Genomic DNA, 15,612 nt, shown 5'->3' on the forward strand with positions numbered 1-15,612 from the left:
TGTTCCTGCTGCGGTTCCAGTACCACCTGCAAGAGTGTAAGTAGCATAAGCTGTTCCTGGTGTAGCATTGGTTTTTCTCCAGAAATACAAAGTACCATCGGTGGCGTTGCCATTAAGGAAAGCATCGGCACTAATCGTAGATGGATACGGATTTCCTATGGCGTAATATTTATCAGAAGCAAGACCAGTTAAATCAATCGTTCCATTATTGGGTTTACCTGTAAACGCTCCTGTATAAATCAAGGTTTCAGTGCCCAAATAATAAGGCGTTGTCAATCCTAAACTTCCAGGGTTTTGGTCGGGCATACGGATTAAATAGCCAGTACCTACTTCAAAAGGATTTGATGCAGTAGCGGCTGTATACTTATCAATTGTTGCATTGTATGTATAGAAACGAGTGGGTGTTGTATAAGACGAAAAGTCTCCCAAGGTTTGAGTTCCTGTAACTGGTGAAGACCACAAGGTATAATCGAGGCGTTTCAAAGTATTACTATCGCGTTTGATGGTGATGTTACCCGAGTTGCCATTAGTAGTTCCGGATTGAATCAAATTAGCGTTGTTCTCGAAAGTTACTGAGGATCCAGCTTGAACCGTTACATTTCCTGAAATGGTAAAATTAATTCCACTTGGTACACTAACAATTGCATTATTCCCCACGAGAAGACTACACGCAGATAAATTGCTATCTGCTGTAAAATCAGCAGCAATTATAGCGGGTTGGTTTGCCACTGGCTCGCCATTTGTCCAAAAATAACCATTCCAAGTGGTGGGTGTAGAACAAGGAGCTATGTAAGTAATACTGAATTGTGCTGCTGCGGTGTTGTTGTTTCCTGCTGCATCAATTGCTGTATTGGTTGCAATATTTATTCTTCTAGTTCCGTTGGAACCTGTTGGATATAAATTTACAGTATAATTAGCACCGCTTCCCGAAAAGTCGTTTAATATTCCGCGAGTTGATGTTATATCTGTAATATCGAAACCAGTCACCGCTTCGCTAAAAGAGATGGTAATAGGAATAGGCGAGGTACTCGTTGGACTCGTTTCGGTTGAACTGATAACAACACTTGGAAGTGTCCGGTCAGAGGTTATAGAAAAACTAGTAAACACATTAGGATTTCCCGCCAAATCGGTACAAACGCCTTGAAAAACAAAAAGTGCTATTGACCCATCACCTGAAGGGGTTAGCGTAGCCGTATAAATACTACCACTTCCTGAAAAACTGCTTAAACTACCTCCTGCTGCAAATATATCCGAAGCAGTGAATCCTGTTACAGCTTCGCTAAAAGTGAAAGTAATGGGGATTGTATTAGCATTCGTTGGGTTAGTTGAAGTAGAACTGATAACTAAAGTGGGTGATGTGGTATCGCAACCTACGTTCAAAGTCAAATCTAATTTTTCAGTTACACAATTGGTGGTTGTACCCGTGTAAACTCCAGAAGTGGTGTAGGTTTGATTGTTAATTGCCCAAGTATAACTACTGCAAGCCGATACGGTTGTGGTGTTGTCTGTTGGCGTACAAGCTGCTGTTATAGGATCAAAATTCTTCCATACATTAGCCGCTTGATAAGCCGCTACACTACCCACGGGTACAGTTAAACTGCAAGCACTTTGGTTTACACCATTAAAAACATATGCATTTATTGATAACGGTGTTGCAATATTGCAAGTTATCAATGTTAATGGACAATTATAAAAAGCATAGTCTCCAATAGAGGTTATCGAATTTGGAAGTGTAATTGAGGTTAAACCAAAACAAAATACAAAAGCAGCATAGCCAATATTTGTAACCGAGTTTGGAATAATAACAGAATTTAAATTACCACAATCATTAAAAGCATTATCAGCAATATATGTAACCGAATAAAGAACATTGTCATTCGTAACTTGTGATGGAATCACTATATCACCTTCGGCAAAGCCATTTTGATCAGCGACTTCAACAGTGGTTGTCGAAGTGATATTATAAGCTAGACCATCATAAATAAAATCTTGTGCAAGCATATGTTGCCAACCTAGTGAGGCAAACAGCATTAATAAAATAATTTTTTTCATAATTGTATTTCCTGCTTAAGGCACAATGCAGTTTTTGCCCCGTTTTTTTGAGTGGTAGCTGAACTCCACTTTTTCTACAGTACATATTTACGACCGAATGCGCTGTGGCGGATTGAAATCCTTGATATGGCGCACTAATTTTGATCCGATCAGAAAAAAAATAGTCCATTTTTTTTGGGAAAGCATCCTTCAAAAGCACTGACTAATTCCTGATTTTGTAAGGGTTTTTCCTGAAAGACCTCGTGTGATTTAAGTCATTCTATCTCTCTGTGCGTGTAAATATAATAATTAAAGTATTGACTCACAAAATTTTGTAAAAATTATTTACTGCTTATTAACAACATTTTATCGAAATTTTAATAGGACAAATAAAAAGTAGATCAGGCAAGAAGAAGAGAGAGAAAAGAATAGAGAAACAATCTGTTAATGAAAATTCACATTAGACCCTATCAAAAATTAGAATTCTTGATGGAGAAAATTTCTTCGTACCTTTGCCCCTTTATGAATTAATTCAACCGAACGAAATTTCTTCGTTCCTCTCCATAACTATGATCGAAGATAAATCACCACAAAGAACCAGTATTGCGCAATTAGGCGAATTTGGATTGATTGACCACTTGACCAAAAACTTTGAAATTAACCAACTATCGACCTTAAAAGGAATTGGCGATGACGCTGCAGTTTTGGACTTCAAGGATAAAAAAGTGGTGGTATCAACCGATATTTTGGTCGAAGGAGTTCATTTTGATTTGGGCTATATGCCTTTGAGACATTTGGGATACAAAGCAGTCGTAGTCAATGTTTCAGATATTTGTGCGATGAATGCCAAAGCCACTCAAATCTTGGTTACGATAGCCGTTTCTAATCGTTTTCCACTCGAAGCTTTAGAAGAATTATTTGATGGAATTACGCTTGCTGCTAATGAATATAAACTAGATGTTATTGGTGGCGACACTACTTCCTCGCAAAAAGGGATGATAATTAGCATTACCGTTATTGGAGAAGCAGATGACGATGAAATTGTGTATAGAACGGGTGCTGGTAAAACCGATTTATTGGTGGTAACTGGTGATATTGGGGCAGCCTATATGGGATTGCAAGTTTTAGAAAGGGAGAAACAAGTGTTTCAGGTGAACCCTAATTCGCAACCTGATTTAGACGGGTACACGTATTTGATAGAACGCCAATTAAAACCTGAAGCTCGCAAAGATGTTCGCACTTTGTTGCACGCATTGGAAATAAAACCAACGGCTATGATTGATATTTCGGATGGATTGTCATCTGAAATTATGCATATTTGTAAGCAATCGGAAGTGGGTTGTAATTTGTATGAAGACAAATTGCCGCTTGATCCTCAATTTATGAACACTTGCGAAGAATTCGACCTAGACGCCACAACCGTGGCTATAAATGGTGGCGAAGATTATGAATTGCTTTTCACTATTAAAATGGAAGATTTTGACAAGATAAAAGGAAATCCAAACTTTACCATTATTGGTCATATGACTCAAGAAAGTGAAGGAATACATTTGGTCACTCGCGCCAATACTAGAATTCCTCTTAAAGCTCGTGGTTGGAACGCGCTTGAGGAAATGTAAATGCAAAAAAATGGCATTCTTAAGTGCCATTTTTAATTCAATTTATGTTCTAAAATAGTAACCCTCTGTCTTTAGCCACTTTCACTAATTCAATATCAGTTCCGTCTGCTATGGCTAACAATTTTTTTAGATTCATTTTTCTTGTTTCGATAGCGTTTAAAGAAATAGGAATGTATTGAGCAATGTCTTTTGTTTTTGTTCCTTTAGAAATATGAAAAAGTATTTGCTTGTCAAAAAGATCTATCTCTAGCGTTTCATATTGTGACTGGTCAATCATTTTTTGAATGGACTGACTGTAATAAACCTGATCGTTTATCACTTTATCAAAACCAAAAAGAAATTCGTCAAAAGTTAAATCATTTTTAATTACAAGCCCAAAAGGATTTATCTCATCAACTATAGTTCTAACTTTTAACAATTCTGTGTACATAGTGAGCAAAATAATTCTACAGTTTGGCATGTGCTGCTTTAATAATTTTGCTAAATCTTCACCTGAAAATATTCCTTTCTCATCATAAGAAGGCATACTAATGTCTAAAAAAGCAATATCAAAAGCGGGTGTTTCAGGATTTGTTATTATAGTATATGCTGATTGACAATCTTTCGCTTCGGTTATAACAAATTCGTATTTTTTAGGATTGTATCTTATTATCGCATTTTTGTAGCCTTGAATTATAAATGGGTGATCATCTACAATAAAAATGTTTTTTTTAATAGTTTTTTCGGCTGCTGAGTCCAAAGTCATTTGATTGTTGTTTTTGTTTTTTAAATTGGGATGATAACAGTGATTGTTGTCCCTTCTCCCTTATTTGATTGTATTTCAAAAGTTCCTTCGCATTCTGTAATTCTAGAAAGCATGTTTTTCAAACCAATTCCCTTTTTTGTTTTATTTAAATTAAAGCCAACTCCGTCATCACTTATGTTCATAAACAAATGATCAACTCCATTTTTAAATTCTACTTTAATATTGTTGGCTTTAGCATATTTGTTGCTGTTTTGCAATGACTCCTGAATGACCCTAAATAAATTTATTTTAATGGCATTACCTATTAGGTCCCATTTAATAGTTGAATCAATAAAAGAAACTAACTTTGTATCGAACATCTTTTTTTGATCTTCTAAGAGGTTATCAACAATAGCTACGAAGTTATTAATTAATTCCGATTTTTCCCTACTCAAATCATGAGAAATTTCACGAATATCTTGTTCAATATTTTTCAATTCTGATAAGTAGCTGATTATCTGATGTGATGCATCTTCGTCCTTACTTTTATTCAAACTATCTAAATTCATCCTAACCCCGAACATTCTTCCTAAAACTCCGTCGTGCAAATCTTGAGCGATTCTTTGCTTCTCAATGACTCTAATGTGATCTACGCTATTTTGTTGTGAAATCATTAAATTATAGATTTCTTCATTGGCTTTTTGTTGTTCTTGTTTAAAAAGCAGCTCTCTGTTTTTGATTTTTTGCGCTTTGATAATGTACAAAAACATACCCACAATTAAAATGGAACCAAAAATGTAAACTAAATTCCTGTTTTGAACGGTTAAATCGTTGTTTTCTTGTTTTATTTCATCTGTTTCATACTCGATACGGGTAAATTTATCAGCTATTTTCCGGTCTGCCTTTTGCAAACTGTCGTTAATGTGTATGTATTCTTTGTTGTAAATTGTTGCTTTTGATGGATCTATACTCGCTAATTGTTTCAGGGGTAATAAAAGATTTCGAGCATTTTTAGCCTTTCGAGCTGTTGCAAGTGCTTCGTTAGAATATTGAAACGCTTTAGTCATTTCCCCTTTGGATGCAAAATACTCTGATAAATGAATGTTACTAATAATAACACCGATAGTTAATTTTAAACTATCTCTCAATTTTAATGATTTATAAAACAAATCTGGTAGCCCTCGAGCTTCTTTTGCTTTGAACCTTGAATAGGCTAAATTATCCATGAGCATTGCATATAAAGCAGGTTTGTACAAAATTAAATCTTTCTCTTGTTTTAATCCCTCTTCAAAATACGGAGTTGCTTGCTTGTTTTTATTCAAATTTTGATAAACCAACCCCAAATTGTTTAAGGAAGTAGCTCGCGATTGAAATTCTATAGGTGTAGTTTCTTTATCAATACTGGTTAATGCCTGACTGTGAAACTCAACGGCTTTATCGTATTCTCCAAGTTCGTTGTAGATTAATCCTAAAAGGTTATCGCATTCATATACGATATCATTCGCTTTTTCTCCTTTCAAAACTAGTAAAGCTTTAAAGACCGATATTTCGCTACCTAAAAAGTCACTTTCGTTGTATTGCAATAAAGCTTTATTCAATCGGGTTCTGGCAAGATTCAAATTGTCATTTCGTTGTAGGTATATTTTTTCTGCTTTAAAATAATACAAAAAAGCACTATCCGAAACGCCTTGTGACCCATAATAATCTCCCAAATAGGAATAAGCTTTTGCAGTACTCAAAGTATCTTTACTTCGGACAGCTTTTTCTAAAACAATTTGTGCAATATCTCGATATCTATCCCAATTATTCAAATTGTAATAGCGATTAGCCACTCGAAACAAATTGGCCCTTTGCAGAGAATCTTCTTTCTCATTAATGATAATAGTAAATGCTTTTTGGATGTATTCCTGTCTTTTTTTAGTGGTCGAACTGAAATCATTGGCTTTAGTAAGATAAGACGATAAACTGTCTTCCGAAGATATAGTCCCCTTATTTTGTGGATTCTTCTTGGTACAACCAATAAGAGCAAGGAGTAGAAGTAATACTATGTAGTAATTAGTTTTCAATAATTATTTTTGAATTTTCTCAAAAATAGTAAAATAAACCGAAAGACATAAAAAAAGGCTATCAAAAAATTGATAGCCTAACTATATGTATAAAATTATAATTTACATTGTGGTAATAAAATCAATCTAATCTTACGTTTCCTCCAGCACTTCCAGAACCAGCTGCATCTAATCTTACGTTTCCTCCAGCACTTCCAGAACCAGCTGCATCTAATCTTACGTTTCCTCCAGCACTTCCTGAACCAGCTGCATCCAATCTTACATTTCCTCCAGCACTTCCTGAACCAGCTGCATCAATAGTTGTATTATTATTAACAGTTACTTTACTTTCAGGTGTAGTGAAAGAAGTTAATATCATTACCAATGATAATAGTCCGATAGATAGAATTGATTTTTTCATAATAATTTGGGTTTTTATATTTTTTTGGGTTAGCACTATTCAACAAATTTTCGATTTGCAGATTGTAAAAATACTTAGCATTGCTTCAATTGAGCAGCTAAAATGGGCGTTTGTGGTAGAATAGAGCCGTTTGATAGTGAATGACTATCAAATTAGGGTAGATGTGTTTTTCTTATATCTCTAAATAATTGCCATTGGCAATTGCCGAGATTATACTGTCAATGTTTTCCTTATAAGATTTAGAAAACGGAATTTTTGTAGTAGTATTTTTGATGTAACATAAAGCGTTTCCAGTATGAATCCTAGAAATATAATTTTGGTTTATGATATAACTATTATGAATTCTAGCAAAAGGAGCCGATAAAATGCCTTCAAAATGCTTTAACGTCTTGAAAGCGGTAACCATCTCACCTGTTTTGAGATAAATATCTGTCGAATTATTATCGGCTTGTAAATAACAAATATCTCTGGCGTCAATATACCGGTAGTCACCGTATGATTTAATGCAGATTATGAGCGGTTGTTCAGCAGAAGGAACAATCTGCTCAGTAGCAACTAATGATGCGGTATCAACTAATAGTTTTGGTGGCTGATTTACAACTGGACTTTGAACCAAATAGACTTCATCTTCGCTAGTCGATTTTTTTAATTTAAGAAGCGATTTCACCAAATCGATTTTCTGTACAGGCTTAATGATATAATCGGCAACTTCATATTGAATAGCTTCAAAAGCGAATTCTTTTCCAGAAGTAGTAATTATAATTTTAGGAACAACCTTCAAAAAACGATACAATTCATTAATGAGGGTCAAGGACAGATTACTCCCCTTATCTGCGGGGTTAATTTCAAGAAAAATTATTTTTGGTGTATGCTCGAGAATAAGATGCAAACCATCTGTGTAGTTATTTGCCGATGCTACAAACACAAGTTCCGAAAAATCAGCAGCTACCGCTTTAGTTTTCAAAACACTTTCTTGATCATCGTCAATAATAATGTAGGGGTAATTCATCAAAATTTGTCCCAGATGTTAAGCATACATTAAACTTTCAAAGTGAAACCTTTACATTATTGTGCGAATAAACTATTTAAGTAAACTAACTCAATAAGAACTTTACTTTTCTTAAAAAATCGCGTTGAACTAGCTAAAAATAAACATTTACGCTATTTTTCATTAGGGTTGTTCATATTTTATTAACAAATGTTAACAGATTATGATGAAGAGCAAATAAATCCGATAAAGTGCAGTTAGCAACTGCTTAATGGCCTTCAAAATAGATTTAAAATCGCTATCCGAATCCGAAAAATTTTATACATTTGACAAAAAAAATTAGCTATGAAAAAATTATTTGTTGTAATAGGATTACTTGTTTTTGCCTTTGGCCATAGTCAAGAGAAAGAAAAAGTTGATTTTCCAAAAAATGAGATTAAAGGAAATGCACTTTTTTTAGTTTTAGGCGCTATTGAAGTAACTTATGAGCGATTACTAAATGAAGATTCGGGATTAGGCGTTTCTCTTTTTTTTATAAATCAGGAAGATTCTGACACCAATTTCAGCTTTACACCCTATTACCGTGCGTATTTTGGGAAAAAACCAACTGCAGGCTTTTTTGTTGAAGGTTTCAGTATGATTAATTCTGGCCAACAAGGCAGTTCTTTTGAATACAACTCTTTTACTAATAATTATGATGAAATAAAGGGAGATAAATTTACTGATTTTGCATTGGGTTTTGGTTTGGGTTCAAAATGGATTCATAGTAAAGGATATGTTTTTGAAATAAATGCAGGCATAGGTCGAAATCTATTAAGTGACAATAGTCCTGAAGTTGTCGGCCGAGGCGGAATAACACTAGGCTACAGATTTTAACACATAAAAAAGCTTCTCGATTGAGAAGCTTTTTTTTAATTCTAAAAGAGACTTCAAAGCTTTCAACAACCTTTGAAGTCTTTTTGTTTATTTACATTTTCATCAACCAATTTTTCATCGAAACTTCATTCTCGATAATTGATTTTAAATCGGCGATATTCACACGATCTTGTTTCATCGAATCTCTATGACGAATCGTTACCGTTTGGTCTTCGATAGTTTGATGATCTACAGTGATACAAAAAGGAGTTCCAAGTGCATCTTGTCTTCTGTAACGACGACCTACAGCATCTTTTTCATCATAGGCTACGTTGAAATCCCAACGCAAATCATCGATGATTTTGTTTGCAATCTCTGGCAATCCATCTTTTTTGACCAATGGTAAAATAGCTGCTTTTGTTGGCGCTAAAACCGATGGTAATTTTAGAACTGTTCTTATTGAGCCGTCTTCTAACGTTTCTTCTTTTAAGGAAGTGGCAAAAACCGCCAAGAACATTCTATCTAATCCTACCGAAGTTTCCACCACATAAGGGACGTAATTTTGGTTCAATTCAGCATCAAAATATTGTAATTTTCTACCGGAAAATTGTTCGTGTGCTTTCAAATCGAAATCGGTACGAGAATGAATTCCCTCCAATTCTTTGAAACCGAAAGGGAAATTAAACTCAATATCGGCAGCGGCATTAGCATAATGCGCTAATTTTTCGTGATCGTGAAAACGGTAGTTTTCCTTTCCTAAACCTAGTGATAAATGCCAGTTCAAACGAGCGGTTTTCCAATGGTCATACCATTGCATTTCTTTACCCGGTTGCACAAAAAATTGCATTTCCATTTGTTCAAACTCCCGCATACGGAAAATGAATTGTCTCGCAACGATCTCATTTCTAAATGCTTTTCCTGTTTGTGCAATTCCAAAAGGAACTTTCATTCGTCCTGATTTTTGAACATTCAAGAAGTTCACAAAAATACCTTGAGCCGTTTCTGGACGTAAATACAAATCCATTGCCGTATCAGCAGATGCACCTAATTTAGTGCCAAACATCAAGTTGAATTGACGTACTTCCGTCCAATTCCTGGATCCGGTCTCCGGGTCGGCAATTTCCAGCTCTTCGATTAATGCTTTTACGTCTTCTAAATCGCCATTACCTAAAGAACGCCCCATTCTTTCTAGAATTTCTCTTTCTTTAGCTAAATATTCGACCACTCTTGCATTGGTCGTAATGAATTCTTGTTCGTTGAAAGCCTCTCCAAAACGAGCTTTTGCTTTTTCGATTTCCTTTTTTACTTTTAGATTGAGCTTTTCGGCATAATCTTCAATCAAAACGTCAGCTCTATATCTTTTTTTAGAATCTTTATTGTCAATCAATGGATCGTTGAAAGCATCTACGTGACCTGAAGCTTTCCAAGTAGTTGGGTGCATTAATATTGCCGCATCGAGTCCAACAATGTTATCGTTCATTTGAACCATTGCTTTCCACCAATATTCGCGTATGTTCTTTTTTAATTCTACTCCGTTTTGTGCGTAATCATAGACTGCACTTAAACCATCGTAAATTTCGCTTGACGGAAAAATAAATCCGTATTCTTTTGCATGCGAAATTACATTCTTAAATAAATCTTCTTGTTTTGCCATAGTGGTGCAAAAATATAAAAAGTGAAGTTAAAAAAAGAAACATTTTTGAATTTTGAACCCTGGATTTTGCTATTTTTATGAAAATTTGGAGTTTTTATGTTCAAAAGCATTATCAATCTCTTTTTCCCGCCCGTTTGTGCTGGTTGTCATTCGTTTTTGGTATCGAATGAAAACGTGATTTGCACCATTTGCCGACACAACATTCCGCTCACCAATCATCACTTTAATCTTGAAAACGAAGCTTTCAAAAAGTTCTACGGACGAATTCCTGTTGAATACACCTCGGCATTAGTATATTTTCATAAAAAAGGAATTGTTCAGGAATTAATTCACAACCTGAAGTACAAAGGTCAAGAAGAAATTGGCACTGTTCTTGGCGAATGGTATACCGATGATTTGAAAAATTCCGAAATTATTCAATCTGTCGATGAAATAATTCCTGTGCCATTACATAAAAGAAAGCTACGAGAACGAGGTTATAATCAGGTAACTAATTTTGGAACAACACTTTCCAGCGGTTTGAATATTCCCTATAATCCGAATTTATTGGTCCGAAATGTCTATTCTAAAACCCAGTCCAGAAAAAGTTTTTTAAACCGAAGCGAAGGTATCGATACTATTTTTGATGTTGTATTTACTGAAAAAGACCACAACAAACATTTCTTACTAATTGATGATGTCATTACAACTGGTTCAACTTTAGAAGCGTGTTCAAATGCATTGTTAAAAATTCCTGGCGCAAAAATTAGTATTGTTTGTATGGCGATGGCGCACAGTTAAAGTTGTTTAATTTTCAAAATTAAAGAGTTCTTTTAGCTTAATGTTTATTGGTTTTGATAATTTAAAAAAAACTTCTGTTAACGCATCGATTTATTCATATTTAATACGGTTCATTTGAAAATTTCAAAAGAACAAAGACCAGCAATCATTTCCATCAACAGTCCTTTAGACTACTTTATCAATCGCAGTTATTTACAAAACGAAATAAAAAGAGCTATAGTAAATTCTTTTAGCACTAAAGAAAGAAAGAAGCTTAAAGATAAGTTAATGCGTATTTATGCAACAATTAAAATATAATTTCTAAATTTGAAAAAATTAAAACCCCAAACCTATGAAACAAAAATTTAAAATGATTGCGTTAGGAATAGTCCTGACAACCATTGTGTTTTCTTGCAGCGAAAATGATCCTAACTCAAAGGATAGTGCTATTTCTAAAGAAGAAAAAGGAGTTGCTATCGAACTGGGTAAGAAATTAGAAAACCCTTATTCTGTTGAGAATATGAAAAAAGCATTAGCGAACTTGAGGAAATCAAAACTAAGTGCTAAAATGGCAGCTGATGATTTTGAAATTACTGCTACCCATCTTTATGTGAAATTTACCCTAAAAATGAAGAAGAGTTAGATGTTTTAATGGTAGACTCAACTCTCGTCCTTTATGACCATCCGCTAGATTATGAAATTGCGGTAAGCGGAGATTACTATCGTGACCCGAATATTCCCGAAGACCAACCCACGCCATTGTATTGTGCCGTAAAAGTAGAAGCACCAGTTGCACAAGGAAATGGGAAAATTAAAGGCAATGCAAAAGTTATGGAAACTGTTGAAAAAGCAATCCTCGAAGAATTATTTATTCCTGATGAAGAATTTGACACCGATGAAAACGGTACTACAAACAAAAATGCCAATCCTGCAATGCGAAAAATAAATGGTAAAATGGTCTCGGTAGACCTCATTGATGCTTTGGTAACCGAGGCTTTAAGAATAACCAATAATTTGGACAAGCCAAGTAACCACAATAAAACCGCAAAGACTATGTCTAGCAGCTGGCGACCAGCAGGAAGAATAAGGGTGTGGGACGATTTTATACAAGATTTCATAGGTGTCGAAGGTGCTCAGGTAAGGGCCAGAAGATGGTTTACTACTCATAGAGGTTGGGTTGGCGCTGATGGGTTTTATTCCTGCGACGGAACATTTAAAAGAGACGCTAATTATAGTATAGACTGGGATCGGTACGATTTTGCATTAACAGACCACTGGCTAAATGGCGCAACATTCAATGGGCCAAAAAAAGAGGGAAACTGGGATTTAAATCTTATGAACGGTGACAAACAAGAATACTATGCTACAATTTTTAGAGCGGCTCATCATTATTATTATAAAGATATTAAAGGTTTAAAAAGACCACCAACAAATTCGTTTGGAAAACCTAAAATGAGAATTAGAGCCCATAACACCAGAAGTGAGGACAACATAAATGGTTACCATCAAAAAGATTTAAGAATATTTGGAGTATTTGCTAGAATACACATATACAATCCTGAAAATTCTACTTCCGCAATTTATGCAACTACCATATGAACTCGCACACGCAAGCCATTGGGAATTAAGAAAAAACAATTGGAATGACAATAACGTAGAAGAAAAAGTCAAAGAGTCGTGGGCAAGAGGTGTGCAGTGGGAATTGACAAGAATGGTGCATAATGGCTATACACCTTCATATTTTGGAAATTATACTGGTGTAGTTCAAGATTTAATAGATGGTAAGGCAGGTTATGACCAAGTAGAAAATTACACTATAAAGGAAATAGAAGACGTATTGTCACGTACATCAACATGGAACGATTGGAGAATTAACCTTATAAACAACTATAACAATGCTACGGAAGAAAACTTGGATGCGATTTTTAATCGTTGGTAATATACTTATTTTACTTTTCTTATCAGGTTGTGATTCAGCTAACATTGATTATGTAAAAACCGTTGACTATATTTATAAGAATAACTCTGGAACAGATTTAACTCTAGAAATTTATAATTCTAAAAATGAATTACTAAAAAGTTTTAGTATACCCAATGGAAATGAAATTAAAACTAACACTACAAGAAATGAAGTTCCTGCCTTGTTTTATTTTGAACCTTTTGAGGATAAGATTGGAAATAAAGTTATTGTTAAGTTTGGTAATAATAAATGTCTTTATTACAGTAAAAATAATTCCGATAGAATTTTTACAATAAAAGAATATGATAATTATACGGAAGAATTATTGAAGCAAAGTGCTTATAAACTAATTTATACATTTACAACAATAGACTATTCTAATTCAGTTAATTGCAACTAAAAAATTCTATCGCATTAAGAAAGCAGTCAAAGAACCAAACCACGAGGTAAGTTTTTTGCTGCTTTTTTTGATTACAATCAACGAGTAGTTATATATCCTCAATTAACTTATAGAAAATAACGCATTGCAGAAACAAACCCAATAATTCCATAAAATGTTTCCATTACACCAAATATAATTGTTATTTTGTGTCTTCTAAATTCTGATTGATTATGTTGAAAAACAACTCTAAATATTTTCTTTTTCTTCTGGTTTTGATACTGGCAAGTTGCGCCAAAAGAGGCAGTATTACGGGCGGTTTGAAAGATACACTGGCGCCTATTTTGAAATCGAGTTACCCAAAAAACTTTAGCAATGAATTTAAAGGAACTGAAATCAAATTGACTTTTGACGAATTTATCAAGCTCAAAGACTTGAAAAAGCAATTGATTATTTCGCCACCAATGAAGAACGAACCCTTGATTTTGCCTACAAGTGTGGGTAAATTTATTACCATAAAAATAAATGATACTTTACAACCCAACACGACTTATAGTTTCAATTTTGGGCAAAGTATAGAAGACAACAATGAAGGAAACCCATTGAGTCAATTTAAATATGTGTTTTCTACTGGCGCGATTATCGATTCATTATCCATTTCGGGTGTTGTAAAAGATGCTTATGAGAAAGAGGCAGAACCTTTTGTTTCGGTTATGCTTTATGAGATAAATGATAAATTCAATGATTCTGTGGTTTATAAATCAACTCCAAGATACATCACGAACACCTTAGATAGTTTAAAAACCTTTAAATTGGAGAATCTAAAGGGGGGGAAATATTTGCTTGTGGCAATGAAAGATTACGGTTCGAACAATAAATTTAATTCTAATAAGGATAAAATTGCTTTCAAAAAACAGTTTATTACCATTCCAAATGACACTGTTTTTGAACTCAAATTATTTAAAGAAGTACTTCCGTTTAAAGCATTTAAACCCACTCAAGCATCCGGAAACAGATTGATTTTCCCCTATGAAGGAAAAACGGATGCCATAAAATTAGCCTTAAAAAATAATGAAACTGATTTGCCAATTATCATTACCAAATTCCCCAAAAAGGATTCGCTTCAGATTTGGTATCAACCCTTGAAAGTTGATTCGCTTTCTTTGGCTGTTTCTAAAGGAAAATATAGCAAGAATTTTACCTTTAAAATTAAAGAACAGAAAAAAGACAGCATTAACATCGCTACTTTAGAAAACAGCAGCAATAGTTTTAGAGATTTATTTGTATTAGAAAGTGCCACTCCAATAACAAAAATTGATGCTTCAAAAATAAAATTGATCAATAAAGATTCTGTTGCTGTGGCTATTACTACGAAATATGATGATTTTAACCAACAAATAGTATTCAATTTTAAAAAGGAACTTTCCCAAAACTACACTTTTACAATTATGCCAGGTGCATTGACGGATTATTTAGAACAATCCAATAAAAATATTTCCTTTAGATTGAGAACCAAAAGTATAGAAGAATATGGAAGTCTCAAAGTGAGTTTACAAAATGTAAAACGCTTTCCTGTATTGGTTCAACTAACGAATAAAGCGGGTCTAATCCTAGCAACAGAATATTGCGAAAGCAAAACAAAAGTTGAATTTAATTTTATCGATCCTTCTCTTTTTTCGCTTAGGGCCATATATGACGATAATAAAAACAAGGAATGGGACACTGGAAATTACTTAGAAAAAAGACAAGCCGAAGAAGTAATTTACTTTTCCAAGGAAATTGACGTTCGTGCCAATTGGGATATTGAGCAAGTTTTTGACCTAAGTATTCCTTATACTCCTGAACCTAAAAAGAAAGTGGAAAAGCAGAAAAAAACTAGTTCAGGGTTTTAGTTCAAAAGAATTTCTGTGGTTTATAAAATGAATGTCCGCTTTACGGACAGGCAAAGAAAAAATAGCACGCAGATGACACGGATAGAACGGTTTTGCGCTGATTTCTTAAACTTAATTGACCTTGAATGCCTTATATGGTAAAAAATTAATTAGTCATTCCTTAAAAATGAATTAACAATTTGATTGTTAATAACTTGTGATTAAATTCAGTTGAAAACAGTACTTTTAAATCGCCAAAAAGTGTATATTTCGGTATAAAAAAGTGGCAATATGTTAGGCAAAATA

Annotated in this window: 14 protein-coding genes; 8 read left to right on the forward strand and 6 right to left on the reverse strand. The window is 34.1% G+C overall.

Annotation, left to right across the window (positions count from 1 at the left end; all coding sequences use genetic code 11):
• On the reverse strand, positions 1 to 2,052 hold a 2,052-nt coding region (locus RMO83_RS15900), incomplete at its 3' end, for an Ig-like domain-containing protein (RefSeq protein ID WP_310560685.1).
• A gap of 548 nt (positions 2,053 to 2,600) precedes the next feature.
• On the opposite strand from RMO83_RS15900, the gene thiL reads away from it, so the two are divergent.
• Positions 2,601 to 3,650: a thiamine-phosphate kinase gene (gene thiL / locus RMO83_RS15905; protein ID WP_310560686.1), complete on the forward strand. Its 1,050-nt coding sequence runs from the start codon at positions 2,601 to 2,603 to the stop codon at positions 3,648 to 3,650.
• Between the two features lie 49 nt (positions 3,651 to 3,699).
• Here the strand turns inward: thiL and RMO83_RS15910 are convergent, their stop codons facing one another.
• The 4 genes from RMO83_RS15910 to RMO83_RS15925 all read right to left on the reverse strand — a co-directional run bounded on the left by RMO83_RS15910 (position 3,700) and on the right by RMO83_RS15925 (position 7,849).
• Positions 3,700 to 4,395: a response regulator transcription factor gene (locus RMO83_RS15910; protein ID WP_310560687.1), complete on the reverse strand. Its 696-nt coding sequence runs from the start codon at positions 4,393 to 4,395 to the stop codon at positions 3,700 to 3,702.
• Between the two features lie 20 nt (positions 4,396 to 4,415).
• Complete coding sequence (locus tag RMO83_RS15915) at positions 4,416 to 6,440, reverse strand: ATP-binding protein (protein WP_310560688.1); 2,025 nt, start codon at positions 6,438 to 6,440, stop codon at positions 4,416 to 4,418.
• A 121-nt stretch (positions 6,441 to 6,561) separates the two neighbouring features.
• Positions 6,562 to 6,840 carry a 3-oxoacyl-ACP reductase gene (locus tag RMO83_RS15920; RefSeq protein ID WP_310560689.1) on the reverse strand — a complete coding sequence of 93 codons (279 nt, stop codon included), beginning with the start codon at positions 6,838 to 6,840 and terminating at the stop codon, positions 6,562 to 6,564.
• A 172-nt stretch (positions 6,841 to 7,012) separates the two neighbouring features.
• Positions 7,013 to 7,849, reverse strand: coding sequence for a LytTR family transcriptional regulator DNA-binding domain-containing protein (locus RMO83_RS15925; RefSeq protein WP_310560690.1), 837 nt, complete (start codon positions 7,847 to 7,849; stop codon positions 7,013 to 7,015).
• A 324-nt stretch (positions 7,850 to 8,173) separates the two neighbouring features.
• On the opposite strand from RMO83_RS15925, the gene RMO83_RS15930 reads away from it, so the two are divergent.
• Entirely contained in the window at positions 8,174 to 8,704 is a 531-nt protein-coding gene (locus RMO83_RS15930) for a DUF3575 domain-containing protein (RefSeq protein ID WP_310560691.1), read from the forward strand.
• A gap of 91 nt (positions 8,705 to 8,795) precedes the next feature.
• Here RMO83_RS15930 and RMO83_RS15935 read toward each other — a convergent pair whose 3' ends face one another.
• Positions 8,796 to 10,337 (reverse strand): glycine--tRNA ligase, encoded by a 1,542-nt coding sequence (locus RMO83_RS15935; RefSeq protein WP_310560692.1) that lies wholly within the window; start codon positions 10,335 to 10,337, stop codon positions 8,796 to 8,798.
• Between the two features lie 96 nt (positions 10,338 to 10,433).
• Here RMO83_RS15935 and RMO83_RS15940 point away from each other — a divergent pair, with 96 nt between their 5' ends.
• The 6 genes from RMO83_RS15940 to RMO83_RS15965 all read left to right on the forward strand — a co-directional run bounded on the left by RMO83_RS15940 (position 10,434) and on the right by RMO83_RS15965 (position 15,327).
• Positions 10,434 to 11,117 (forward strand): ComF family protein, encoded by a 684-nt coding sequence (locus RMO83_RS15940; protein WP_310560693.1) that lies wholly within the window; start codon positions 10,434 to 10,436, stop codon positions 11,115 to 11,117.
• Positions 11,118 to 11,448: 331 nt separating this feature from the next.
• Positions 11,449 to 11,739, forward strand: a complete 291-nt coding sequence (locus RMO83_RS15945) for a hypothetical protein (protein ID WP_310560694.1) — start codon at positions 11,449 to 11,451, stop codon at positions 11,737 to 11,739.
• Positions 11,740 to 11,747: 8 nt separating this feature from the next.
• Positions 11,748 to 12,695, forward strand: a complete 948-nt coding sequence (locus RMO83_RS15950) for a hypothetical protein (protein WP_310560695.1) — start codon at positions 11,748 to 11,750, stop codon at positions 12,693 to 12,695.
• The gene (locus RMO83_RS15955) at positions 12,679 to 13,035 is read left to right on the forward strand and encodes a hypothetical protein (protein ID WP_310560696.1); all 357 of its coding nucleotides are present in this window, start codon (positions 12,679 to 12,681) and stop codon (positions 13,033 to 13,035) included. The genes RMO83_RS15950 and RMO83_RS15955 overlap by 17 nt, the downstream gene beginning before the upstream one ends.
• Positions 12,992 to 13,456 carry a hypothetical protein gene (locus tag RMO83_RS15960; protein ID WP_310560697.1) on the forward strand — a complete coding sequence of 155 codons (465 nt, stop codon included), beginning with the start codon at positions 12,992 to 12,994 and terminating at the stop codon, positions 13,454 to 13,456. The genes RMO83_RS15955 and RMO83_RS15960 overlap by 44 nt, the downstream gene beginning before the upstream one ends.
• A 212-nt stretch (positions 13,457 to 13,668) precedes the next feature.
• Positions 13,669 to 15,327, forward strand: a complete 1,659-nt coding sequence (locus RMO83_RS15965) for an Ig-like domain-containing protein (protein WP_310560698.1) — start codon at positions 13,669 to 13,671, stop codon at positions 15,325 to 15,327.
• The last annotated feature ends 285 nt before the right edge of the window (positions 15,328 to 15,612 follow it).

It is taken from the genome of Flavobacterium sp., from assembly GCF_031423415.1.
Classification (GTDB): Bacteria; Bacteroidota; Bacteroidia; order Flavobacteriales; family Flavobacteriaceae; genus Flavobacterium.

What these genes read in the sequence shown, in the direction of transcription:
- RMO83_RS15925 (WP_310560690.1), bottom strand. Translation starts at nt 7,849, where the DNA reads ATGAATTACCCCTACATTATTATTGACGATGATCAAGAAAGTGTTTTG.
- RMO83_RS15960 (WP_310560697.1), top strand. Translation starts at nt 12,992, where the DNA reads ATGCTACGGAAGAAAACTTGGATGCGATTTTTAATCGTTGGTAATATA.
- RMO83_RS15935 (WP_310560692.1), bottom strand. Translation starts at nt 10,337, where the DNA reads ATGGCAAAACAAGAAGATTTATTTAAGAATGTAATTTCGCATGCAAAA.
- thiL (WP_310560686.1), top strand. Translation starts at nt 2,601, where the DNA reads ATGATCGAAGATAAATCACCACAAAGAACCAGTATTGCGCAATTAGGC.
- RMO83_RS15910 (WP_310560687.1), bottom strand. Translation starts at nt 4,395, where the DNA reads ATGACTTTGGACTCAGCAGCCGAAAAAACTATTAAAAAAAACATTTTT.
- RMO83_RS15965 (WP_310560698.1), top strand. Translation starts at nt 13,669, where the DNA reads ATGTTGAAAAACAACTCTAAATATTTTCTTTTTCTTCTGGTTTTGATA.
- RMO83_RS15950 (WP_310560695.1), top strand. Translation starts at nt 11,748, where the DNA reads ATGGTAGACTCAACTCTCGTCCTTTATGACCATCCGCTAGATTATGAA.
- RMO83_RS15940 (WP_310560693.1), top strand. Translation starts at nt 10,434, where the DNA reads ATGTTCAAAAGCATTATCAATCTCTTTTTCCCGCCCGTTTGTGCTGGT.
- RMO83_RS15945 (WP_310560694.1), top strand. Translation starts at nt 11,449, where the DNA reads ATGAAACAAAAATTTAAAATGATTGCGTTAGGAATAGTCCTGACAACC.
- RMO83_RS15955 (WP_310560696.1), top strand. Translation starts at nt 12,679, where the DNA reads ATGCAACTACCATATGAACTCGCACACGCAAGCCATTGGGAATTAAGA.
- RMO83_RS15920 (WP_310560689.1), bottom strand. Translation starts at nt 6,840, where the DNA reads ATGAAAAAATCAATTCTATCTATCGGACTATTATCATTGGTAATGATA.
- RMO83_RS15930 (WP_310560691.1), top strand. Translation starts at nt 8,174, where the DNA reads ATGAAAAAATTATTTGTTGTAATAGGATTACTTGTTTTTGCCTTTGGC.